Source organism: Pseudomonas koreensis, assembly GCF_036668835.1.
In the GTDB taxonomy this organism is placed as follows: Bacteria; Pseudomonadota; Gammaproteobacteria; order Pseudomonadales; family Pseudomonadaceae; genus Aquipseudomonas; species Aquipseudomonas koreensis_I.
Window position 1 is genome coordinate 798,051 of record NZ_JAZEVW010000002.1, and the last position, 21,562, is coordinate 819,612.

The following is a 21,562-nucleotide window of genomic DNA, read 5'->3' on the forward strand; positions in this document are numbered from 1 at the left end:
GACCATGGCGATTTTCGATCGACGCAGCCAGGCGGTTGCTGCGCTGTTACTGGCAGGCATGTTGAGCCTGTTTTCCCTCGCGCCGCGCAGTGCTGACGCTGCTGACAGCGACGCTGCGCGCACCGAGGTGACCGACCTGCTGGGGCGCAAGGTCAAGGTGCATTTACCGGTAAGACGGGTGATTCTCGGTGAAGGCCGGCAGCTGTATCTGGTCGCCGCGCTCGATACACAGAATCCGGTCGAACGCATCGTCGGTTGGCGCAAGGACCTGATCCAGTCCGACCCGGACACCTACAACGCGTACCTGCGCAAATTCCCCGCCATCGCGAAAATACCCACTTTCGGTGGCTTTGAGGACGGCACCTTCGATATCGAGCAGGCCATCTCGCAACGCCCGGACGTGATCATCCTCAACATCGAGGCGCAGCACGCCACCGAGGATGCGCGGTACATCGAAAAGCTCGATGCGCTTGGCATCCCGGTGGTGTACGTCGACTTTCGCAACAACCCGATGCAGAACACCGAGCCGACCATGCGCCTGTTCGGCCAGTTGTTCGGCAAGGAGCAGCGGGCCCAAGCGTTCATCGACTTTCGCAACCAGCAGATCCATCGCGTCACCGACGTCATTGAAAAACAGCACCCGCCTCGCCCGAGCGTGTTCATCGAGCGCATCGGCGGCTACACCGATGATTGCTGCCTGAGTTTCGGCAATGAAAACTTCGGCCTGTTCGTCGACATGGCCGGCGGCAACAACGTCGCGCGCGGCATCATTGCGACTACGTTCGGCCAGTTGAATCCCGAGCAAGTCATCGTCGCCAATCCGGCGCACGTAGTGGTCACCAGCGCCAACTGGGAAGCGTTTGCCCCCGGTGGTCACTGGGTCGGCGTCGGCCCCGGCGCAGACATGCCGCAGGCACGGAAAAAACTCGCTTGGTACACCCAGCGCCCGGCCTACGCCGGCATCAAGGCCCAGGAGCATCAAGCCTTCCACGCAATCTGGCATCAGTTCTACAACAGCCCCTACCAGTTCGTGGCCATCCAGCAATTGGCCAAATGGTTTCACCCGGAGCTGTTCGCCGATCTCGACCCGGATGCGGCGTTCCGCGAACTGCATGAGCGCTTCCTGCCGGTGCCGTACGAGTCAGGCTACTTCGTCAGCCTGGGCGACACCGAGGTCAAGCCATGAGCTCGATGACCGACACCGTGGAAGTCCAGCGCGAAACCTATCGCCGTCTGGTCCTGCGCAAGCGCCTGATCCTCGCCGCACTGGTGTTTTTACTGCTGTGCAGCGTGCTGCTCGATCTGGCGCTCGGCCCGGCCAGCTACAGCCTCAGCGAAGTGCTCGGTGCTCTGTTTTCACCGGACAGCGCCTCGCCGCAAGTGCGCGTGGTGATGTGGGACATTCGCCTGCCCGTGGCGCTGATGGCGGTGGCCGTCGGCGCGGCGTTGTCGCTGGCGGGCGCGCAGATGCAGACGATCCTCAACAATCCGTTGGCCAGCCCGTTCACCCTGGGCATTTCCGCCGCCGCCAGTTTCGGCGCTGCGCTGGGACTGGCGTTCGGTGTCGCGCTGTTTCCGCTGGCGGCGCAATTCATGGTGCCGCTCAACGCGTTCATCATGGCCATGCTGTCGGCGCTGCTGATTCATTTTCTGAGCATGCGCCGCGGGGTCACCGCCGAGACCATTGTTCTGCTCGGCATTGCCTTGGTCTTCACCTTCAACGCGCTGCTGGCGCTGGTGCAGTTTTTTGCCACCGAGCAAGCCGTCGCCGCCGTGGTGTTCTGGACCATGGGCAGCCTGACCAAAGCCACCTGGCCAAAACTTGGCATCATCTGCCTGGTGATCCTCATCACCCTGCCGATTTTCGCCCGTCGCGCCTGGGCCTTGACTGCCCTGCGCCTGGGCGATGACAAGGCTGCGAGTTTCGGCATCAATGTGCGCAGCCTGCGCTTCCAGACGCTGATCATGGTCAGCCTGCTCGCCTCGTTTCCCGTGGCGTTCGTAGGCACCATCGGCTTCATCGGCCTGGTCGGCCCACACATCGCGCGCATGCTGATCGGCGAAGACCAGCGCTTCTTCCTGCCGGCCTCGCTGCTCACGGGGGCGCTGATCCTGTCGGCCAGTTCGGTGGTCAGCAAGACCCTGATACCCGGCGCGATTTTCCCGATCGGCGTGGTCACCTCGCTGATCGGCGTGCCGTTCTTCATTTCACTGATTCTCGGCGGGAAGAAAAACTCATGGTGAAGCTGCAACTGGACAATCTGGGCGCCCGCTATGGCCAGCGCGAGATCATCCGCGGCGTATCCACCGCGCCGTTCCTGGGTGGTCAGGTGGTGGCCGTGGTCGGACCGAATGCTGCCGGCAAATCGACGTTGTTCAAGCGCATGGCCGGGCTGATCGACGGCCCTGGCCAAGTGATCCTGCAGGACTCGAAAAAAGGCCCGACGGGAATCAGCTACATGCCCCAGGGCCTGAACGCCAGCGCCCGCCTGACCGTGTACGAATCAGTCCTGCTGGCGCGCAAGCAACTGACGCCGGGCTGGGTCGTGCATGATGACGAGCTGAAACTGGTCGACGACATTCTCGCCGCACTGGGCATCACCGCCCTGTCGTTTCGCAACCTCGGTGAACTCAGTGGCGGGCAGCAGCAACTGGTGTCCATCGCACAGACGCTGGTGCGCGAGCCGGAAATCCTGCTGATGGACGAACCGACCAGCGCCCTCGACATGCATCGGCAAGCGCAGGTTCTGAACTTCATGCGCAGCCTCGCGCGGCAACGCGAGGTGATCGTGTTCATCGCGATTCATGATCTGAATCAGGCGCTGCGGTTTGCCGATCAGGTGCTGGTTATCGCTGATGGCACCGCCCAGGGCAGCGGCCCTAGCAGTGAGGTGATCACCGAGCAGATGCTGCGCAGCGTGTACAAGGTTGAAGCGCGGATCGAACAGTGCAGCCGCGGGCTGCACCATATTCTGATCGACGATATCGTCTGAGGCGCAGCGATCAGGGATCGACCTGCGCCATCAACTCCGGCACCGATTCCGGCCGGCGCGCATACCGCTGGGCCAGCACCGCGCAGACCATCAATTGGATCTGATGGAACAGCATCAGCGGCAGGATCAGCACGCCGATGGTGCTGCCGGCGAACAACACCTGCGCCATCGGCACACCGGTGGCCAGGCTCTTTTTCGAACCGCAGAACAGAATGGTGATGCGGTCCTCCTGATTGAAACCAAACGCCTTGCCGAGCAGGATCGACGCCAGCAGCACCAGCGCCAGCAGGATGCAGCAGACCACGATCAGCCCGAGCAATTCGAACAGCGGAATCTGCTGCCAGATGCCCTCGTTGACCGCCTCGCTGAACGCGCCGTAGACCACCAGCAGAATCGAACCCTGATCGACGAACTTCAGCCAGTGCTTGTTGCGCCCGACCCAGGCGCCGATCCAGCGCCGGGCGATCTGCCCGGCAATGAATGGCAGCAGCAGCTGCACGCTGATTTTCAGGATGGCATCGAGCGTCGAACCACCATCACCGTGGACGTTGAGCAATAGCGTGACCAGCAACGGCGTCAGGAAAATCCCGAACAGACTCGACGCCGCCGCGCTGCAAATCGCCGCCGGGATATTGCCCCGCGCCAGCGAAGTGAAGGCAATCGCCGATTGCACCGTGGCAGGCAATGCGCACAGGTACAGCATGCCCATGTACAGCTTGTCGCCGATCAACGGTGACAGCAGCGGTTTGAGCGCCAGGCCCAATAGCGGGAACAGCACGAACGTCAGGCCGAACACCAGCAGGTGCAGGCGCCAGTGACCGGCGCCGGCGATGATCGATTCGCGCGACAGTTTGGCGCCGTGCAGGAAAAACAGCAGCGCGATGGCGAGGTTGGTCAGCCAGCCGAAGCCGACCGCGACCTGGCCGCTGGCCGGCAGAAAACTCGCCAGCAGGACCACGCCGATCAGCGTCAGGGTGAAGTTGTCGGGTAGAAAACGTGGACGTGTCATGGTCGTTGATCCGGGGTTGCCAGTGCGTGCGGAGGACTTTAACGTGGCTGGCAATTACCGACTAACGCCGAAGAGCCGCAAGATGCCGCCTAAAGGACATAGCAACAGCGTTCGCCGCAGCATCCCCGGGCTGCCCAGCCTGCCGCGCCCGCTGTACGGCAGAACCGAATCGCTGCCCAATCGGGCCCTGACCCGCCGCCACAGTCACCCGTGGGTGCAGTTGTCCTACGCGATCCAGGGCGTACTCGAGGTGCAGACCAGCGCCGGGCGTTTCGTCGCCCCGCCGGAGCGCGCCGTGTGGATTCCCGCCGGTGTACCGCACCGGGTATTCAGCGCGCCGCACACCGAAATGCGCAGCCTGTACATCGATTGCAGCGTTTCGAGTTGGGCCGCCGGGCATTGCCATGTGTTGGCCGTCAGCGATCTGCTGCGCGAACTGATCCGAGCGTTCAGCCTGGTGCCGGTGGAATATGACGAGAACGGCGCGCACGGGCGTCTGGCGCAAGTCATCCTCGATCAGCTCGCCGAGGCGCCGCAAATCGATCTGATGCTGCCACTGCCGCAAGACCCGCGCCTGAAGCAGATCTACCAGAGCCTCGAACAACATCCGGAACAACAAACCACCCTCAGTTACTGGAGCGAGCGGTTCGGCGTCACCGAAAAAACCCTCACCCGCCTGTTCCTGCGCGACACCGGCCTGACCTTCCGCGCCTGGCGCCAACGCCTGCGCCTGCTCGGCGCGCTGACGCCGCTGGAGAAAGGCGAACGGGTGACCGATGTGGCGCTGGCCTGTGGGTATGACTCGACGTCGGCGTTCATTGCGGCGTTTCGGCAGCAGTTTGGGCAGACGCCGGGCGAGTTTTTTCGCTAGGAAAATCTCCAACACTTCGGTTTTCTCGAACCACTGCCCAAAAATAAACGATTTTTCCTGCGCATAAATCCGTCGTTAGCATGGCCCTGTCTGACCTCAAGCCCATCGACAGGGAGCGTGACATGCCAGCGACCAACCTCAATATCGGCGAACCGTGGATGTGGGGCGCCTTCATCGTTTTTGTGCTGGCGATGCTGGCACTGGACCTGTTTGTTTTCGGCGGGCGCAAGGCGCATCGGGTGTCAGTGCGTGAAGCGCTGGCCTGGGTGATTGCCTGGTGTCTGCTGGCGCTGAGCTTTGCCGGTTTGCTCTGGTGGTATCTGCACGGCGAATTCGGCGGTGAGATCGCCCGGCAGAAAACCCTCGAATTTCTCACCGGTTATTTGATCGAGCAATCGCTGTCGATCGATAACATGTTCGTCTTCGTGATGATTTTCAGCTACTTCGCCGTGCCACCGGAATTGCAGCGACGGGTGCTGTTGTACGGGGTACTCGGGGCGATCGTGATGCGCGCGGTGATGATCTTTGCCGGAGTGTGGCTGGTGTCGCAGTTCGAATGGCTGCTGTATGCGTTCGGGGTGTTCCTGATCATCACCGGGATCAAGATGCTGGTGTTTGCCGAACAGCAACCGGACCTGGATAAAAACCCGCTGCTGCGCTGGGTCCGCAATCACATGCGCATCACCAGCGGCTTTCACGGCGAACGGTTTTTCATCCTGCAGAACGGGGTGCGCTGGGCGACGCCGATGTTTTTGGTGCTGGTGCTGATCGAGGCCAGTGACCTGATGTTCGCGGTCGACAGCATCCCGGCAATCTTCGCCGTGACCACCGACCCGTTCATTGTGTTCACTTCAAACATCTTCGCGATCATGGGATTGCGCGCGCTGTACTTTTTGCTTGCGGACATGGCTGACCGCTTTCATTTGCTCAAGTACGGATTGGCGATTGTGCTGGTGTTCATCGGCGGCAAGATGGTGCTGATGCCGTGGTTCCACATGCCGGTGGAATGGTCCCTGGCAGTGGTGGGCGCGGTGATTCTGGGTTCGGTGTTGCTGAGCCTGGTGATGACGCGCGAGGGTGAACGCCGCACTGAATGACACAACACAAAAACCTTGTAGGAGTGAGCCTGCTCGCGATGGCGGTGGGTCAGGTGACTCAAATGTTGGCTGACACATCGCTATCGCGAGCAGGCTCACTCCTACAGGGGAAGCGCTGTTATTTATCGGACTTGATGCTGGTCCACACGCGGGTCCGCACGCGTTCGAGTTTTTGTGGCAACGGCTGAACCACGTAGAGTTTTTTCAGCGCTTGCGGGGTCGGCGTCAGGTTCGGGTTGTCGGTGATCTCCTTGTTGATCAACGCCAGCGAATCCTTGTTCGCGTTCGGGTAGCCGAGGAAATCGCTGATCGGCGCGATCACTTTCGGGTCGAGCAAGTGGTTGAGGAACTCGTGGGCCTCGGTAACGTTTTTCGCGCTTTTCGGAATCGCGAAGGTGTCGAACCAGATCGGCGCGCCTTCCTTCGGCAAGCGCCAGTCGACCACCACACCATTGCCCGCCTCTTTGGCGCGGTTGCCGAACTGGTAGAAGCTACCGGAGTAACCGATGGCCACGCAGATGTCGCCGTTGGCGATGTCGGTCATGTACTTGGCCGAGTTGAAATAGGTCACGTACGGGCGAACCTTGAGCATCAGCGCTTTGGCTTTCTCATAATCGGCAGGGTTCTGGCTGTTAGGGTCGAGACCAAGATAGTGCAACGCCAGCGGCAGGATTTCCGTCGGCGAATCGAGCATCGCCACGCCGCAGGATTTGAGCTTTTCCATGTTCTCTGGTTTGAACACCAGATCCCAGCTGTCCACCGGCGCGTTGTCGCCCAGCGCCGCCTTGACCTTGGCCGGGTTGAAACCGATCAACACGGTGCCGACCATGTACGGCACACCGTACTGGTTGCCGGGATCGTTCTTGCCCAACAGGTTCAACAGTTCCGGGTCCTGATGGCTCCAGTTCGGCAATTTCGACTTGTCGAGTTTCTGGAACACACCGGCCTTGATCTGCGTTTCGAGGAACTGGTTGGACGGCACCACCAGGTCGTAACCGGAGTTACCGGTGAGCAACTTGGCTTCCAGCGATTCGTTGGTGTCGAAGGTGTCCCAGGTCACTTTGATGCCGGTTTGCGCGGCGAAATCCTTGGGCACGGCGGGCAGGATGTAATCAGCCCAGTTGTAGACGCGCAGTTCGCGTTGCTCGGCCTGGACGGCGCAGGCCAACAGCGTCAGCCCACACACAGTAGCACCCAGAATACGTTTCATCGTGACCATGGTTGTTCCCCAAAAGCGGCGTGAGTTCGATGGTTTTTATGTTCTGTACACGGCAGTGGCCGAAATGGCGGCCAAGGGTAATAAGGTCGAGCGTTTCGTTGTGCCTTTGATTCTTGCCGAGAGCGCCAAGGGATTACAGTGGGGCATCGGCCAAAAGGGGATCGATATGGCCAATTTAGATGACCGCCGGGATGCGCAGACGACAATGCCCGGCACAGGGCCGGGCATTGATTGAACAGCGGATCGACTTAAGCCGTATCAGTCACCTTAGTCGGTATACCCCAACTTCGCCGCCCTGCTCTGCTGCGCCTGACCACGGGTCGCCAGGCAGTAATACAGCGGCACGGTGACCACCAGACCAACCAGCCACGACAGATCGGCGCCTTCAACCAGATTGGCGTACGGCCCGACGTACAGCGAGGTGTTGGCGAACGGCAACTGCACGATGATGCCGATGAAATAGGCAATGATTGCGTGCAGGTTGAAGCGTCCGTAAATCCCGCCGTCGGCGCGGAAGATCGAGCTGATGTCGTAGCAGCCGCGCTTGATCAGGTAGAAGTCGATCAGGTTGATCGAAGCCCACGGCACCAGCACCAGCAACAGCGCCAGAATCAGCCCGATGAACTGCGAGATAAAATCCGCTGAAGCGCCCAGCGCGACCACGCAGCAACCGGCGAGCACCACGCTCGACAACACCACGCGCACCTTGATGCTCGGCGTCCACTGACTGGCAAAGGTCTGGATCGAGGTGATGATCGACAGTACCGCGCCATACAGATTCAGCGCGTTGTGGCTGATGATGTTGAGCAGAAACAGCACCATCAGAATCGGCCCCAGCCAACCGGTCGACTGCTTGACCGCCGCCATCGCTTCGGTGCCTTCCGTGGTCGCCAGCACCGCCACGGCGCCGAAGGCAAACGACAGAATGGTCCCTAGCGTCGCGCCCAGATAGGTCGCCCAGAATGGCTTGGCAATGCCGATATCGGCCGGCAGGTAACGCGAATAATCGGACACGTACGGCGAGAAGCTGATCTGCCAGATGATCCCCAGCGACACCGTCGCCAGCCAGCCGGACAGGTTGAAGCTGCCACGGGTGAAGAAGTCTGCGGGCAGATCATTGGCGAAGATGTAAATGAAGCCGGCGAGCAACGCGCCGCCCATCACCCAGGTGCCGATGCGGTTCAGCGTGTGGATGAAGTTGTAGCCGATCACCCCGATCGCCGTGGCCGCCAATGCACCGATCAGAATGCTCAACGGCGCTGGCACCGAAGGCGCAATGCCGACGATCGATTTGCCCGCCAGGACGATATTGGAAATAAAGAAACCGATGTAGATAAGCGCCGCAAAAAACACGATCAGCAGCGCGCCATACCGGCCGAACTGGCCGCGACTCTGGACCATTTGCGGAATGCCCATGCGCGGGCCCTGGGCCGACGCCAACGCAATCACCACGCCGCCGATCATGTGCCCCAGCGCAATCGCCAGCAGCCCCCAGAGCAGATCGAGATGGAACACCTGAACCACCATGGCGCCGGTGACGATGGGCAGTGGCGCAATGTTGGTGCTGAACCAAAGGGTGAACAGGTCGCGGGCCTTCCCGTGGCGTTCCGCGAGTGGGACGTAATCGACCGTGTGATTCTCGATCAACGGATCTTGCCGGGACATCTGGGACATATGCATGAACTCGAGTTTGTCTGTTCTTATCTTTGTATGAAGCCAAACCGGGGGGACTCTCTGGTCGCCCCTCAGATGCAGACCATATTATGGTATTCCAAGCTTTTCACAAGACTGATCCGTGATTTAACGCGCCATCTGATCCGCCATCCTCGCCCATAGCAGCGCTGCCAAGCCAGCTAAAAGCCCCGTAAACATTGAGTTTCCGACGAGCGTGGCACGTTTATCGGTTCAGCTTGAAAGCGCTTGCAAACTCAGTTTTCTGGTATACCATCAGACCATTAATTTAATAAAAACCGCTGCACACACTCGAGGAATGACCAATGATCGATGCTGCCATTTACAAACAAGTCATGGGCTCGTTCCCGTCCGGCGTCACCGTGATCACCACGCTCGACGATGACGGCCAGATCGTTGGCCTGACCGCCAGCGCCTTCAGCTCGCTGTCGATGGACCCGGCGCTGGTGCTGTTCTGCCCCAACTACAGCTCCGACTCCTACCCCGTGCTGATCAAGAACAAGCGCTTCGCGATTCACGTTTTGTCTGGCGGCCAGCAAAGCGAAGCCTACGCCTTCGCACGTAAAGGCAAGGAAAAGGCGCAAGGCATCGAGTGGACGTTGAGCGAACTGGGCAACCCGATCCTCGCCAATGCGACCGCAGTGATCGAGTGCGAACTGTGGCGTGAATACGAAGGTGGCGACCACGCGATCATGGTCGGCGCGGTGAAAAACCTGATCGTGCCCGAGCAAGTGGCCGGGCCGCTGGTGTATTGCCACGGCAAGATGGGGGCTTTGCCGGTACTGGTTTGATTTCGAATCCGCCTTGGATTCCATGTGGGAGCGAGCCTGCTCGCGATAGCGGTGTGTCAGTTGACTTATATGTTGGCTGACACACCGCCATCGCGAGCAGGCTCACTCCTACAGGGGTTCGGTGTAGTTTGAGCTACTGGTTAGGTACGAAACCGGCTCACCAACTGATTCAACGTCTGCGACAGTGCCGTCAGATTCTGCGCATCCTGACGGGTCGAATCCGCCAGACTCGCCACCAGTTGCGCATCACCATGAATCTGGCTGATGTGCCGATTGATATCCTCGGCCACCTGATGCTGCTCCTCGGCCGCTGTGGCGATCTGCGTGTTCATGTCGCGGATCACGTCCACCGACTCGCGAATCAACTCAAAACTCGCCCGCGCCTCGTTGATCGACACCACGGTTTCCTGCGATACCTCGAGGCTGGCATGCATCTGCTTGCCCATCTGATGAGTACGCCGCGCCAGATTGCCCAGCAGCGCATCGATCTCGCCGGTTGAATCCGAAGTGCGCTTGGCCAGTGCACGAACCTCATCGGCCACTACCGCGAACCCACGCCCCTGCTCGCCCGCCCGCGCCGCTTCAATGGCGGCGTTGAGCGCGAGCAGGTTGGTCTGCTCGGCGATCGAGCGAATGGTGCCGAGGATCGACTGGATGTCGTTGCTGTCCTGCTCCAGTTGCTGCATCGACTCGGCGCTGTGACCGATTTCCTCACTCAGACGGCCGACGTTGCTCACCGCCGCATCGATCTGCTGCTGCCCGGTGTGCGCTTGACGCTGGCCGTTGTCTGCCGAGTCCGCGGCCTGGCTGCAGGAGCGCGCGACTTCATTGGAAGTGGCGACCATTTCATGAAACGCGGTGGAGACCATGTCCACCGCCTCGCGCTGACGCGACGCCACTTCAGCCATCTCTGCCGAGACTTCCGTGGCGCTGCCGGAGCTGCTGTGTATCTGCCCCGCCGCCTGGCCGATGCGCTGAATCAAGGTGCGGATCGCTTCCAGGAACTGGTTGAACCAGCCGGCCAGTTGCGCCGTTTCGTCCTGCCCGCGCACTTCAAGGCGTGCGGTCAGATCACCCTCGCCCTGGGCGATGCCTTCCAGACCACTGGCGACACCGCGAATCGGCTTGACCATCAACCCGGCAAACCACGCCCCGGCCATGGCAAACAGCAGCGCGCAGACGACAGCGATAACGCCGATGATCCAGGTCAGCCGCGTGGCCCCGGCCATCACTTCACTGGCCTTGACCAACCCGACAAACCGCCAGCCCAGCGCCTCGGACGGCCAGACCAGCGCCATGTAGCGCTCGTCGGCCAGTTCCACTTCCACCAGGCCTTTACTCGCCTCGGCCAGTTGCCGGTAGCCATCGCCCAGTTCGTTGAGTTTCTTGAAGTTGTGCGCCGGATCGCTCGGATCGACCAACACGGTGTTGTTCGCCTCCATCAGCATCAGATAACCGCTGTCACCGAGGCGGATCTGCTTGACCAGATCGGTCAGTTGCTTGAGCGAAACGTCGATATTGACCACGCCGGCATTGCTGCCCAACTGGTTGTTGAAGCTGCGCACGGTGCTGACCAGCACGACATCATCGGCCGCCCAGTAATAGGCTTCGGTGCGCAAGGTCTGGCCGGGGTTGGCCATTGCGGTTTTGTACCAAGGCCGCGTGCGCGGGTCGTAATTGGCCAGTTGTGCATCGCCCGGCCAGAACAGGTAACCGCCCTGCTCGGTGCCCAGCGACAGATAGGTGTACGCCGGATGTGCCTTGGCCAGCCCGGCAAACAGTTTGAACAACTGTTGATCCTGCGGCCCCATGGCCACTTGCGCGGCATCGCTGCTCAGGTAGCGTTTGAGGCTGCCGTCGATGCTCTGTAATTGCGGATGTTCGGCCAGATAAGCGACGTTCTGGCTGATCCCCTCAAAGAACAATTGCATCGCATTTTCGACCTGACGCACTTCGCGCCCAGTGCTGTCGACGAAAGTGTCCCGCGCCCCATCGCGGACATTGAGAATGATCAGCGCCGCCACCAGCAACACCGGCAGACTGGCGATCACGGCGAATGCCATGGTCAGTTTTTGTTTGATGTTCATCTGTTGCGCCTTCCTTGTTCGAAGTGTCGGTCAGAAATATTTTGCGGATATCCCGTATTATGGTATACCAATATTCAATCAACCGACCAGCCGTCCTCGAAGGCGTGCCTGAAGGGTGATAAAACTCGCGAGCGTTCAGCGCTCACGGCAGTTCGACAGGCCAGCACACGACCGGCCAATGACAAAAGACTCGAGGTAGCGTCATGAAATTTTCCCTGTTCATCCACATGGAACGCTGGGACGAAAGCGTCAGCCACCGCCAACTGTTCGAAGACCTCACCGAACTGACCCTGATGGCCGAGGCCGGCGGTTTCAGCACCGTGTGGATCGGCGAACACCACGCCATGGAATACACCATCTCGCCGAGCCCGATGCCGCTGCTGGCCTACCTCGCGGCGAAAACCACCACCATCCACCTCGGCGCCGGCACCATCATCGCGCCGTTCTGGCACCCGCTGCGCGTCGCCGGCGAATGCGCCCTGCTCGACGTGATCAGCAACGGCCGCATGGAAGTCGGCCTCGCCCGCGGCGCCTATCAAGTTGAGTTCGATCGCATGGCCGGCGGTATGCCTGCCTCGAGCGGCGGCCAGGCCTTGCGCGAAATGGTCCCGGTGGTCCGTGCCCTGTGGCAAGGCGACTACGCCCACGACGGCGACATCTGGAAATTCCCCACGTCAACCAGCGTGCCGAAGCCGATCCAGAAGCCCAACCCGCCGATGTGGATCGCCGCCCGCGACCCGGACTCGCACAACTTCGCCGTGGCCAATGGCTGCAACGTGATGGTCACGCCATTGATGAAGGGCGACGAAGAAGTCGTCGACCTGAAAAACAAATTCCAGACCGCCCTCGACAACAACCCCGACGTACCGCGCCCACAACTGATGGTGCTGCGCCACACCCACGTGCACACCGCCGACGACCCGGACGGCTGGAAAGTCGGCGCCAAAGCCATCTCGCGTTTCTATCGCACGTTCGACGCGTGGTTTGGCAACAAGCAAACCCCGGTCAATGGTTTCCTCGCGCCGAGCCCGGAAGAGAAGTTTGCCGGGCGTCCGGAGTTTGAACTGGAGAGCCTGCACAAGACGGCGATGATTGGTACGCCGGAAGAGATCATTCCGCGGATCAAGTACTACCAGGAGCTGGGCGTGGATGAGTTCAGTTTCTGGTGTGACAACAGCCTGCCGCATGCGGAGAAAAAGAAGTCGCTGGAGCTGTTTATCAAGCATGTGGTGCCGGCGTTTCGTTGAGTCACTGCTGATTGTTTGCCCTAAATAAAAAAGCCCCGAGCAGTTCGGGGCTTTTCAGTTCAGCATGCACATATTTTTTGGGGATGTTACCACCGCCAAATCAGGACTGAAAAACCTATCTCGAGAAAATCCGCCTCTATACCTTGTCAATCATCAACTCCTGCTGTTGTTGACTCATGGCAGCCTCCGAAAAAATTGGCCTCATCGCCAGAGTCAATTTATATCCAGCAAAAATCAGGCGTAATCTCACAAGCGACCCCAGCCGATACAAGAATATTTCTAACCCGTAAGACCGACTCCGCCTGACCGCTAAATACCAGCGTAGAGCCATGCTGGAGCATATCTCTCGATATTAAAAAATTGTGGCCTGTCACCTCGGAAACCGCCCGTATCTGTGCTTGATTCCGATAGTCGCCGCGACAGCGAACCTCATACCTGCACCCATCCAGCTGGATATCGGGCATGTTGGTTGTAACTACCGACCAGCCACACAGATCGCAGCGTGTTCCCTGAGTGCTACCCTCATTGAAGACAACTAATTTGCCTCTACACTGCTCGCATGCTGTTGGATAGGATTCATTCATTATGGGTTACCACAGTCAATAATCCGAAGGCTCGCTTGTTCCTTCGTGTTCACAACGGCTATACACCGTTCATCGGTTTGAAGTCATCAATGCTTTGATTTCTTTGCTTCAGTAAAGACGTTACAAAATCGGCATCAAAATTCAGTAAAAACACAATAGCATCGTAAATTTTCCAGCGATGAATTTCAAAATTATCGACTATCGACAGAAGATGCTCTTTTATTAGAGGCAGATATTCTTGATATCCTTCTCTCCTTGCAAAATCAAGTGCGCTGGTTATTTCAAATGGATTACTGTTCGCCAGCACAATTATCTTCGATATAAGTGGGAACACTTCAGCTCTCGCGACCTCAGCGCGCCCTCGATCGGCGATATTGGCATAGTATTGAGTCAGGGCAAAAAGTACATGACGATAAGTATCATCATAACCGTGCAATCGATGGGAATAACTCCATTCAATGCTTTCAGGCTTTTCCATACACTTTTGGAGAGCCAGTAAACCGTCTGGGCATCCCCAATGGGTTAAAAGCTTCGCAGCAAGGAACCGCTCTTCATCGCTCTCTGTGCGGCAAAGTAATTCCTTAACAGCTTCAACTCGTTCCTGCGGAATATCCTCTGAATCCAAGTCTCCGGCGTCTACAGCATAATCGGCATGCTCCGGGATATCGTTTAAAAGCTTATATGTTTTCGATTCCATAAAATACCTTTTATACCTTTGTCTGGTCATCCCAACAAAACGAGGGACGCCCCACATTATCGGAGCGCTAACTAAACGTGATCAGTCCTTTTTTGCCTTCCATACCTACTCACTTGCTACGCTCTTACTGCGCACTGAGGCGCATGCATGAATAGGGAAAAAAAGGAAAAAAAGGGGACAGACCACGTTTTTGGAATGCTTTCTAAACGTGGTCTGCCGTCATTTATCCCACTTTAAACGTGGTCTGTCCCCCTTTACTCCCGAGCGCCGTAGATGATCGTGTGTTCAGGATCAGCCGAGTTCCATTCAGATCAACATAATCCAGAGGCAACTGACTCGGCTTGATGACACCGCTCCTCAATGCGCTGGCGAGGTCTTCAACTGTCTTGATTGGTACGCCGGCCATGGAGTAAAAGGGGACAGACCACCTTTTTCGCGTGTTTTCTAAACGTGGTCTGTCCCCTTTTACCCTCAGGCATTGAGTCCGGTAGCAAGCGATAATAGGAAAGGGTCTTAATTATTTAAAATCAACCGGAATATGGGAGCGGAGATAGGGATAGACTACGTTTTTGGAGTGCTTTCTAAACATGGTCTGTCCCCGTTTATCCCCGTTTATCCGTTTTCTGAGTTCCTTCTAATCGTGGTCTGCCCCCCATTTACCCCAAGCCCTCCTAACTGATCGAAACGGGACAAATTCCATGTCGAGTTGTGAGAACATAAGATTCAAAACCATTTTCCTCAGGAATTATCTCAAGCAACTTACGATCATCGAACGTTATTACCAACTTTTCTCCTTTTTCTAAACCCGCTTCTTTCACACGACGATTCAATAGTTCAAAAAGGACGATAGCACTATGAAGATGTTCGCCGTGCCCATATTTCAACGCCCCCTCATCACCGCAGGCGAAGGGACACTGAATCAGCACTGACACACTATTATCAAAAATCAGAACAAACGATCCTATTCCGACAATCACGCCTGTAAGAATTGCTGATTTAAACTCAGCTAAATCTCTCTGCTCAATCATTATTACCACCTCATCTTTTTGGCGGAAAGATATTTGCGGTTTTACTGCCTCCAGCTGCAAACCAGTTGGTATCTGCATAATCGAGCATGCCCGCCGTAAACCCGGCAATAGCCGCATTTTTCAAGCTCCCGGCACTGAAGGTCTCTTTGAAAGCGGCCCCGAGATCACCCTTGTTATTAATGGTGCTGGTGACACCCGTGGTTGCCAGACTTGTGGCGACTGCCCCACCGAAGCCACCGCCGACCAAGCCCAGCCCTGCCGGCCCCATGACAAATGACATCATGATCGCGATTGCGATTTGTGCTGCCGGGCCCAGCCCCGAGTTTTCGTATTTGAAAGACTCGTGAATTTCCTTTACTCGCTGCCAATCGACGTCACCCCGTGCCTCGGCGGCCGACACGGCGACCGTGGTTGAAGCCGAACTGCGCTTCGCTGATGCGGTTGCTGCTCAGCTTGAGCTTGCTGTCTTCGATGAAGTTGTTGGTGCGCAGGTACGAGAGACCGGCGCTGAGGGAGGTCTTGCTGACCGAGTCGCGATGAATCACCCGCTCGGCGCGCAGCTGATGGTTTTCGCTGTCGCCAGTCTGCTTGAAGTTGTAGCCATTGGCGGCGATCTGCGAACGGTACTCGCTCTGGCTGTAGGTGTAGCTGAACGTCCACCAGCCCCACGGCAGGTTGTAATTGAGCATGGCGTTGTTGGAGGTGTGCTGATGGTCAGTCATCGCATCGTGGCCGCCGCGCAAGCTCAACTGATCAGCCAGGCCGAGCGGGCTGTCCCAGTCGAAGGATGTGCCCCACTGTTGTTCGCCGGTGCTGCGCTGACCGTCGGTGCTGCGCGACAGCCCGGCGCGCCATGGCTTCTGCGGCGTGTTGGTCACGCGCACCTCACTGCCACCGACATTCTGCCCGGGGGCCAGCTCCATTTTTGCCTGGTTGGACGGCAGGCGATTGAGCTGATCGACCATCTGCTCGATCTCGCGCAGGTTGACCAGCTCACCGGTCTTGCCGGGAAAGGCCATGGCCAGCTCACGATCCGAGAGTCGACTGTTGTCGGCGCCCTTCATGCCTTCGAGCCGGCCTTCGACCACCAGCACTTGCAGATGTCCGCTGGACAGGTCCTGTTGCGGCAGATAGGCGCGACTGGTGACCAGCCCCTTTTCGATGTAGTGATCGGTGATGACTTTGAGCAGCTCATTGAGCTGGGGCACGCCGAGGCATGCGCCGATGTAAGGCTTGAGCAGGCGAGCCTTTTCGCCCTCGCTCAGGCTGTCTGCGCCTTTGAGTTCGATGTGCTCGATCGGGAAACAGCGGCTATCGGTGGGAGTTGCCGGTTGCGCTGGCTTGAGATCTTTGCCGGGCAAATCCTTGAGATCTTCGAGACGGCGCTGCTGCTCTTCGAGCAGTCGATTCTGGCGGTCGCGGATAAGGTCGGTTTCACCGGGGGTGGGTGCAGCAACGGCGAAATGAAGCGGAGAAAGGCACAGCAACGCTACGCACAACCGCGCCACGAGGGCGGGTGAGGACATGTTCGATCCCTCGAGACAAAAGTGACATCAAAATAGTGGCGCGATATTAGATAGCCATCATTTTGACGTCAAACTTATGTTCTACCATTGGTCGGACTCGAGGCGATGTTGCGCAAGTGAAACCAGCACCTGCGTACAAGTGCAAAACCGTGGTTGCGCAGATAGTGAACGCTGCCTTTTCGGCATTCAGTCATACCCCACACGATCACAAGGAGTTTTCATGAGCACCTTCAAGACCCAAGACGGCACCGAGATTTATTACAAGGACTGGGGCAGCGGCAAACCGGTGCTGTTCAGCCACGGTTGGCCACTGGACGGCGACATGTGGGAATACCAGATGGAATACCTGAGCAGCCGCGGCTACCGCACCATCGCCTTTGACCGTCGCGGGTTTGGCCGCTCGGATCAGCCGTGGACCGGTTATGACTACGACACTTTCGCCGATGACATCGCCGGTCTGATCAACCATCTGGACCTGCGCGACGTGACCCTGGTCGGTTTCTCCATGGGCGGCGGTGACGTCAGCCGCTACATTGCCCGGCACGGCAGCGAGCGTGTGGCTGGCCTGGTGTTGTTGGGTGCAGTAACGCCGCTGTTCGGCAAGAAGCCCGACTTCGCCCAAGGCGTCGACAAGTCGGTATTCGACGGGATCAAGGCTGGCCTGCTGAAGGACCGCGCGCAGTTCATCGCCGATTTTGCCGCGCCGTTCTACGGCACCAATCAAGGCCAGACGGTTTCCGACGGCGTGCTCACGCAGACCCTGAACATCGCCCTGATGGCGTCCTTGAAAGGTACGGTGGATTGCGTCACCGCGTTCTCGGAAACCGACTTCCGCCCGGACATGGCCAAGGTCGATGTGCCGACGCTGGTGATCCATGGTGACGGTGACCAGATCGTACCGTTCGAAACCACCGGCAAACAGGCCGCTGCGCAGATCAAGGGCGCCGAGCTGAAAGTCTATGCGGGTGCGCCACACGGTTTTGCTGTGACTCATGCGCAGGCGTTGAATGAGGATTTGCTGGCGTTCCTGCAACGCTGAGAGATCTGCATGAACGAGAAGAGCCCGCCCTTGTGCGGGCCTTCTTTTTTCTGCTGTGCTATTTATTGGCTTGTGTCGACTCTCGGGAAGGACAATCCATGTTGCGAGTACTCGGAAAGGCTTCATCGATCAACGTGCGCAAGGTGCTGTGGACGTGTGCTGAATTGAACATTGCCTTCGAGCGTGAAGATTGGGGCTCAGGGTTTCAGTCGACGCAAACGCCGGAGTTTCTCGCGCTCAATCCGTGCGCAATGGTGCCGGTGATCCAGGACGATGATTTCACCTTATGGGAATCGAATACGATCATTCGTTATCTGGTGGCGCGTTATGGCGGCGCGGCGCTTTATCCCGTTGAAGCGCGGGCGCGGGCGCAAGTTGATCAGTGGATTGATTGGCAGGCTTCGGAGCTGAACCGTTCGTGGTCGTATCCGCTGATGGCGCTGGTGCGCAAATCCCCGGAGTACCAGGACAGCGCTGCGCTGGCCGCAGGTTGTCGGGATTGGGCGCGGAACATGGAGATTCTTGATCGCCAGTTGCACAAGACCGGGGGTTACGTCAGCGGGGAGGCGTTTTCTCTGGCGGACATTCCGATCGGGCTGTCGGTGAATCGCTGGTTCGAAACGCCGCTGGTGCATCCTGATTTTCCTGCGGTCAGTGCTTATTACGAGCGGTTGAGTTTGCGTGAGGGGTATCGGTTGTATGGGCGTAATGGTACGCCGTGAGCGGTTGGGTTTGATGTGTTGCTCGGGATCTGTGCGCACCGCAAAAACCTGTGGGAGCGAGCCTGCTCGCGAAGGCTTTCTTCCGGGCGGTGGTTTTTTTTGGTTTGGGTACATATCCGTTGCTGCGGGTGCTGCGGCTGGCGGTTTCGCCCTTACGGCGAGTCACCTTTTTCAAACGCCAAAAAGGTAACCCAAAACGCTTGCTCCTACGTACGGCCCTCGCAGGCTCGGGTCCCTTCGCTGCGGGATCGATCCGGGCGCAGCGGCTACGGTTTGCTGCGCTGCACCTACGTCCGCTGTGTCTGGCTGCGCCAGACGGTCGCTGCGCTCCCACGCCCGGATCAATCCCTCCGCTCAGCCTTCCGATGTCGCTGGTTAGGCAAGATCAAGAGCACTCGAGCTGGCGCTCATTGTAATGAGTGGTTAGGAGCGGGTGGTCGGCTTTGGTTTTGCGGTGTGGCTACCCCTCACCCCAGCCCTCTCCCCCTGGAGAGGGAGCCGATTTTGTGCCTTTCAAATCGAGTGTTCGACTCGGTATCACACGTCGGCGTAACTCTTGAATCCACCGCGATCAGTCCCCTCTCCCTCCGGGAGAGGGCTAGGGTGAGGGGCTTTTGATTTTTATCCGCAAGCGATGACATCAGGACAGTCGACCAATCTTGTTGCTGGTCTACCCGGTCCAAACTGTGGGAGCCAGCCTGCTGGCGATAGCGGCGTTCAGATAAAGCAACTGCAACTGACACTCCGCCTTGGCAAACAGTCTCGCTCCTGCAAGGGTCGTTGTTTGCATGGCTATCTGTTTTTGAACGCCTCGCGCCGTGCCTGGCGTTCGGCGACGTAAGCCGCTCGCGGCTGGCTGATCAGATCTTCACGGCGCAACGGTTCACCGCAATGCGCGCACACTGGCCCGAGGCCTGCTGGGTGGTTGCAGGGTTTGTGGGTGAAGACCACCGCCAGTCCTTCATCGGGCGCTTTGCACCAGCTTTCGCCCCAGGCGCGCAAGGCCAGGATCACCGGGTAGAAGGCTTCGCCTTTCGCGGTGAGGTGATATTCGTAGCGTTTCGGCCGTTCGTTGTACAACCGCCGCTCGACCAGTCCGTCCGCCTCCAGACATTTAAGACGCGTGGCAACCATTTGCGGGGTGCCGCCGGTCTGCGCCTGGATCTCGTCATAGCGATGGTTGGCCATGAACAACTCGCGTAGAACCAGCACGGTCCAGCGATCACCGACGATGTTTTCGGCCCGTGAAATCGGGCACAACGTGTCGGGTGCGCTATGGTTTTCAGCCATCGGGGCTTGCCTCTTTTACTGCTACTATGATTATCATATCTACATGATGCCGGGACAAGCCCTGCGCACCGCTCTTTCCACTTTCCGGAGCACGCCGCCATGTCGAACCCTGTTTATCCGCTGGACCGCACCGCCTATCTCTTGGTCGACCCGTACAACGATTTCCTTTCCGAGGGTGGCAAGGTTTTCCCTCTGCTCAAACCCATGGCCGAGCAGAACGAGCTGCTCGACAACCTGCGCAAGCTCGACCGCGCGGTGCGCAGCCTGCGCATTCCGGTGGTGATCGTACCGCATCACCGTTGGGAAAAAGGCGATTACGAAAGCTGGGATCACCCCACGCCCACGCAATGCAAGATCATGCACATGCACCATTTTGCGCGGGGCGAATGGGGTGGCGAATGGCATCCGGATTTTGCCCCGCAGGACGGCGACATTGTCGTTCAGGAGCATTGGGGCTCCAGCGGTTTTGCCAACACCGACCTGGATTTTCGCCTGAAGCAGAAAGGCATTACCCACGTCATCATCGTCGGTCTGCTGGCCAATACCTGCATCGAAGCCACCGCCCGCTATGCAGCGGAACTCGGCTATCACGTCACGCTGGTACGCGATGCGACCGCCGCCTTCAAAGCGGAGATGATGCACGCCGCACACGAGCTAAACGGCCCGACATTCGCTCATGTCATTACCGATACTGACGAACTGATCGCCAGCCTCGAGTCGCAATAAGCACATGCTGGCCCGCGGTAAAGGTGCAGCCGCGGTCAGGCATCCGCCGGCACCACTCCACGCTCCTCCAGCAAGCGCACAAACATGCTCAAGCTGCGCGACACCGTGCCGCGACGCCAGACCAGCCAAGTGGTCAGGTAACGAAAGTCGGCCGTCAGCGGCCAGACGCTGACGGTTGCACTCCCGGGCATGCTTTGCAGCATTTTGCGCGGCATCAGCGCCAGCCCGGCGCCGGCACTGACGCAGGCGAGCATGCCGTGGTAGGACTCCATTTCGAAGATCTTGCCCGGCACGGCGGCGTCGGTGCTGAACCATTTTTCGAAGTGATGGCGATAGGAGCAGTTGGAACGAAAGGCGTAGATGTTTTCGCCGTTCACATCCGCCGCACGCTGCACCGGCGCGTGGTTGAGCGGCGCAATGATGACCATTTCTTCCTCGAAGGCCGGCACACCTTCCAGGGTCGGATGCAACACCGGGCCATCGACGAATGCCGCCGCGAGGCGCCCGGCCAGCACGCCGTCGATCATGGTCCCCGACGGCCCGGTCGACAGGTCCAGATCAACTTTTGGATGCAGTTGGTTATACGCCGCCAGCAGTTCGGGTATGCGCACCGCCGCCGTGCTTTCCAGCGATCCCAGGGGAAACGCACCCTGCGGTTCTTCACCCGCCACCGTTGCCCGCGCCTCCTGCACGAGATCGAGAATCCGCCGCGCATACTCAAGAAAACTCCATCCAGCCGGTGACAGGCGCAAACGGCTTTTCTCGCGGATAAACAGATCCACGCCCAGATCCTGCTCCAGTTGCTTGATCCGCGTGGTCAGGTTCGACGGCACGCGGTGAATCTGCGCAGCGGCGGCGCTGATGCTGCCGTGCTCGGCCACGGCTTTGAAGATTTCCAGTTGCACCAGATCCACAGACATTCTCCAATCGTGAAAGAAACGATC

The 21,562-nt window shown here is 58.6% G+C and carries 19 protein-coding genes and 3 pseudogenes; 11 read left to right on the forward strand and 11 right to left on the reverse strand.

Going from position 1 to position 21,562, the window contains the following annotated elements:
* Positions 1-4: 4 nt before the first annotated feature.
* From V6F91_RS08570 to V6F91_RS08580, 3 genes are read left to right on the forward strand one after another with little or no spacing between them, the layout of a single operon-like run.
* Positions 5-1,186 carry an ABC transporter substrate-binding protein gene (locus V6F91_RS08570; protein ID WP_332763453.1) on the forward strand — a complete coding sequence of 394 codons (1,182 nt, stop codon included), beginning with the start codon at positions 5-7 and terminating at the stop codon, positions 1,184-1,186.
* On the forward strand, positions 1,183-2,244 hold the full coding sequence (locus tag V6F91_RS08575; RefSeq protein ID WP_332763454.1) for an iron ABC transporter permease: 1,062 nt from the start codon (positions 1,183-1,185) through the stop codon (positions 2,242-2,244). Before V6F91_RS08570 ends, V6F91_RS08575 begins: the two co-directional genes overlap by 4 nt.
* The gene (locus V6F91_RS08580) at positions 2,238-2,993 is read left to right on the forward strand and encodes an ABC transporter ATP-binding protein (RefSeq protein ID WP_332763455.1); all 756 of its coding nucleotides are present in this window, start codon (positions 2,238-2,240) and stop codon (positions 2,991-2,993) included. Before V6F91_RS08575 ends, V6F91_RS08580 begins: the two co-directional genes overlap by 7 nt.
* A 10-nt stretch (positions 2,994-3,003) precedes the next feature.
* Here V6F91_RS08580 and V6F91_RS08585 read toward each other — a convergent pair whose 3' ends face one another.
* Positions 3,004-4,002, reverse strand: a complete 999-nt coding sequence (locus tag V6F91_RS08585) for a bile acid:sodium symporter family protein (protein ID WP_332763456.1) — start codon at positions 4,000-4,002, stop codon at positions 3,004-3,006.
* A gap of 82 nt (positions 4,003-4,084) precedes the next feature.
* Between V6F91_RS08585 and V6F91_RS08590 the strand changes: the two genes are divergently transcribed.
* Entirely contained in the window at positions 4,085-4,873 is a 789-nt protein-coding gene (locus V6F91_RS08590; RefSeq protein WP_332763457.1) for a helix-turn-helix transcriptional regulator, read from the forward strand.
* Between the two features lie 122 nt (positions 4,874-4,995).
* A complete protein-coding gene (locus V6F91_RS08595) occupies positions 4,996-5,970 on the forward strand; it encodes a TerC family protein (protein WP_332763458.1) in 975 nt (324 codons plus the stop codon).
* A gap of 118 nt (positions 5,971-6,088) precedes the next feature.
* Here V6F91_RS08595 and V6F91_RS08600 read toward each other — a convergent pair whose 3' ends face one another.
* Positions 6,089-7,189 (reverse strand): polyamine ABC transporter substrate-binding protein, encoded by a 1,101-nt coding sequence (locus tag V6F91_RS08600; RefSeq protein ID WP_332763459.1) that lies wholly within the window; start codon positions 7,187-7,189, stop codon positions 6,089-6,091.
* Here V6F91_RS08600 and V6F91_RS08605 point away from each other — a divergent pair.
* Entirely contained in the window at positions 7,182-7,424 is a 243-nt protein-coding gene (locus tag V6F91_RS08605) for a hypothetical protein (RefSeq protein WP_332763460.1), read from the forward strand. The genes V6F91_RS08600 and V6F91_RS08605 overlap by 8 nt on opposite strands.
* 32 nt (positions 7,425-7,456) lie before the next feature.
* Here V6F91_RS08605 and V6F91_RS08610 read toward each other — a convergent pair whose 3' ends face one another.
* The gene (locus V6F91_RS08610; RefSeq protein ID WP_332763461.1) at positions 7,457-8,863 is read right to left on the reverse strand and encodes a purine-cytosine permease family protein; all 1,407 of its coding nucleotides are present in this window, start codon (positions 8,861-8,863) and stop codon (positions 7,457-7,459) included.
* A gap of 323 nt (positions 8,864-9,186) precedes the next feature.
* Here V6F91_RS08610 and V6F91_RS08615 point away from each other — a divergent pair, with 323 nt between their 5' ends.
* Positions 9,187-9,672 (forward strand): flavin reductase family protein, encoded by a 486-nt coding sequence (locus V6F91_RS08615; RefSeq protein WP_332763462.1) that lies wholly within the window; start codon positions 9,187-9,189, stop codon positions 9,670-9,672.
* Positions 9,673-9,812: 140 nt separating this feature from the next.
* On the opposite strand, the gene V6F91_RS27365 is transcribed toward V6F91_RS08615, so the two are convergent.
* Both V6F91_RS27365 and V6F91_RS27405 read right to left on the reverse strand, forming a co-directional pair.
* Complete coding sequence (locus V6F91_RS27365) at positions 9,813-10,580, reverse strand: methyl-accepting chemotaxis protein (RefSeq protein ID WP_408003564.1); 768 nt, start codon at positions 10,578-10,580, stop codon at positions 9,813-9,815.
* Between the two features lie 90 nt (positions 10,581-10,670).
* Positions 10,671-11,759: pseudogene (locus V6F91_RS27405) on the reverse strand (cache domain-containing sensor histidine kinase); the annotation flags it as partial.
* Between the two features lie 203 nt (positions 11,760-11,962).
* Between V6F91_RS27405 and V6F91_RS08625 the strand changes: the two are divergent.
* Positions 11,963-13,006, forward strand: coding sequence for an LLM class flavin-dependent oxidoreductase (locus tag V6F91_RS08625; RefSeq protein WP_208937775.1), 1,044 nt, complete (start codon positions 11,963-11,965; stop codon positions 13,004-13,006).
* Between the two features lie 642 nt (positions 13,007-13,648).
* Here V6F91_RS08625 and V6F91_RS08630 read toward each other — a convergent pair.
* The 4 genes and pseudogenes from V6F91_RS08630 to V6F91_RS08645 form a co-directional block, all read right to left on the reverse strand.
* The gene (locus V6F91_RS08630) at positions 13,649-14,287 is read right to left on the reverse strand and encodes a hypothetical protein (protein ID WP_332763464.1); all 639 of its coding nucleotides are present in this window, start codon (positions 14,285-14,287) and stop codon (positions 13,649-13,651) included.
* A gap of 671 nt (positions 14,288-14,958) precedes the next feature.
* Positions 14,959-15,315 (reverse strand): hypothetical protein, encoded by a 357-nt coding sequence (locus tag V6F91_RS08635; RefSeq protein WP_332763465.1) that lies wholly within the window; start codon positions 15,313-15,315, stop codon positions 14,959-14,961.
* Positions 15,316-15,325: 10 nt separating this feature from the next.
* Positions 15,326-15,706, reverse strand: a pseudogene (locus V6F91_RS08640) (DUF637 domain-containing protein); the annotation flags it as partial.
* A gap of 1 nt (position 15,707) precedes the next feature.
* Positions 15,708-16,841, reverse strand: a pseudogene (locus V6F91_RS08645) (ShlB/FhaC/HecB family hemolysin secretion/activation protein); the annotation flags it as partial.
* A 220-nt stretch (positions 16,842-17,061) separates the two neighbouring features.
* Here V6F91_RS08645 and V6F91_RS08650 point away from each other — a divergent pair.
* Both V6F91_RS08650 and V6F91_RS08655 read left to right on the forward strand, forming a co-directional pair.
* Positions 17,062-17,880: an alpha/beta hydrolase gene (locus tag V6F91_RS08650; protein ID WP_332763466.1), complete on the forward strand. Its 819-nt coding sequence runs from the start codon at positions 17,062-17,064 to the stop codon at positions 17,878-17,880.
* A 98-nt stretch (positions 17,881-17,978) separates the two neighbouring features.
* The gene (locus V6F91_RS08655; RefSeq protein ID WP_332763467.1) at positions 17,979-18,602 is read left to right on the forward strand and encodes a glutathione S-transferase; all 624 of its coding nucleotides are present in this window, start codon (positions 17,979-17,981) and stop codon (positions 18,600-18,602) included.
* A gap of 792 nt (positions 18,603-19,394) precedes the next feature.
* Here V6F91_RS08655 and V6F91_RS08660 read toward each other — a convergent pair.
* On the reverse strand, positions 19,395-19,892 hold the full coding sequence (locus V6F91_RS08660; RefSeq protein ID WP_332763468.1) for a helix-turn-helix domain-containing protein: 498 nt from the start codon (positions 19,890-19,892) through the stop codon (positions 19,395-19,397).
* Between the two features lie 99 nt (positions 19,893-19,991).
* Between V6F91_RS08660 and V6F91_RS08665 the strand changes: the two genes are divergently transcribed.
* The gene (locus V6F91_RS08665) at positions 19,992-20,618 is read left to right on the forward strand and encodes an isochorismatase family cysteine hydrolase (protein WP_332763469.1); all 627 of its coding nucleotides are present in this window, start codon (positions 19,992-19,994) and stop codon (positions 20,616-20,618) included.
* A gap of 35 nt (positions 20,619-20,653) precedes the next feature.
* On the opposite strand, the gene ptrR is transcribed toward V6F91_RS08665, so the two are convergent.
* Positions 20,654-21,532: a putrescine utilization regulator PtrR gene (gene ptrR / locus V6F91_RS08670; RefSeq protein WP_090288565.1), complete on the reverse strand. Its 879-nt coding sequence runs from the start codon at positions 21,530-21,532 to the stop codon at positions 20,654-20,656.
* Positions 21,533-21,562: the final 30 nt, after the last annotated feature.

Coding starts and splice junctions, on each gene's coding strand:
- V6F91_RS08600 (WP_332763459.1), bottom strand. CDS start 7,189: ATGGTCACGATGAAACGTATTCTGGGTGCTACTGTGTGTGGGCTGACG.
- V6F91_RS08630 (WP_332763464.1), bottom strand. CDS start 14,287: ATGGAATCGAAAACATATAAGCTTTTAAACGATATCCCGGAGCATGCC.
- V6F91_RS08595 (WP_332763458.1), top strand. CDS start 4,996: ATGCCAGCGACCAACCTCAATATCGGCGAACCGTGGATGTGGGGCGCC.
- V6F91_RS08625 (WP_208937775.1), top strand. CDS start 11,963: ATGAAATTTTCCCTGTTCATCCACATGGAACGCTGGGACGAAAGCGTC.
- V6F91_RS08590 (WP_332763457.1), top strand. CDS start 4,085: ATGCCGCCTAAAGGACATAGCAACAGCGTTCGCCGCAGCATCCCCGGG.
- V6F91_RS08580 (WP_332763455.1), top strand. CDS start 2,238: ATGGTGAAGCTGCAACTGGACAATCTGGGCGCCCGCTATGGCCAGCGC.
- V6F91_RS08665 (WP_332763469.1), top strand. CDS start 19,992: ATGTCGAACCCTGTTTATCCGCTGGACCGCACCGCCTATCTCTTGGTC.
- V6F91_RS27365 (WP_408003564.1), bottom strand. CDS start 10,580: ATGGCTGAAGTGGCGTCGCGTCAGCGCGAGGCGGTGGACATGGTCTCC.
- V6F91_RS08585 (WP_332763456.1), bottom strand. CDS start 4,002: ATGACACGTCCACGTTTTCTACCCGACAACTTCACCCTGACGCTGATC.
- V6F91_RS08655 (WP_332763467.1), top strand. CDS start 17,979: ATGTTGCGAGTACTCGGAAAGGCTTCATCGATCAACGTGCGCAAGGTG.
- V6F91_RS08615 (WP_332763462.1), top strand. CDS start 9,187: ATGATCGATGCTGCCATTTACAAACAAGTCATGGGCTCGTTCCCGTCC.
- V6F91_RS08610 (WP_332763461.1), bottom strand. CDS start 8,863: ATGTCCCAGATGTCCCGGCAAGATCCGTTGATCGAGAATCACACGGTC.
- V6F91_RS08570 (WP_332763453.1), top strand. CDS start 5: ATGGCGATTTTCGATCGACGCAGCCAGGCGGTTGCTGCGCTGTTACTG.
- V6F91_RS08575 (WP_332763454.1), top strand. CDS start 1,183: ATGAGCTCGATGACCGACACCGTGGAAGTCCAGCGCGAAACCTATCGC.
- V6F91_RS08635 (WP_332763465.1), bottom strand. CDS start 15,315: ATGATTGAGCAGAGAGATTTAGCTGAGTTTAAATCAGCAATTCTTACA.
- V6F91_RS08660 (WP_332763468.1), bottom strand. CDS start 19,892: ATGGCTGAAAACCATAGCGCACCCGACACGTTGTGCCCGATTTCACGG.
- V6F91_RS08650 (WP_332763466.1), top strand. CDS start 17,062: ATGAGCACCTTCAAGACCCAAGACGGCACCGAGATTTATTACAAGGAC.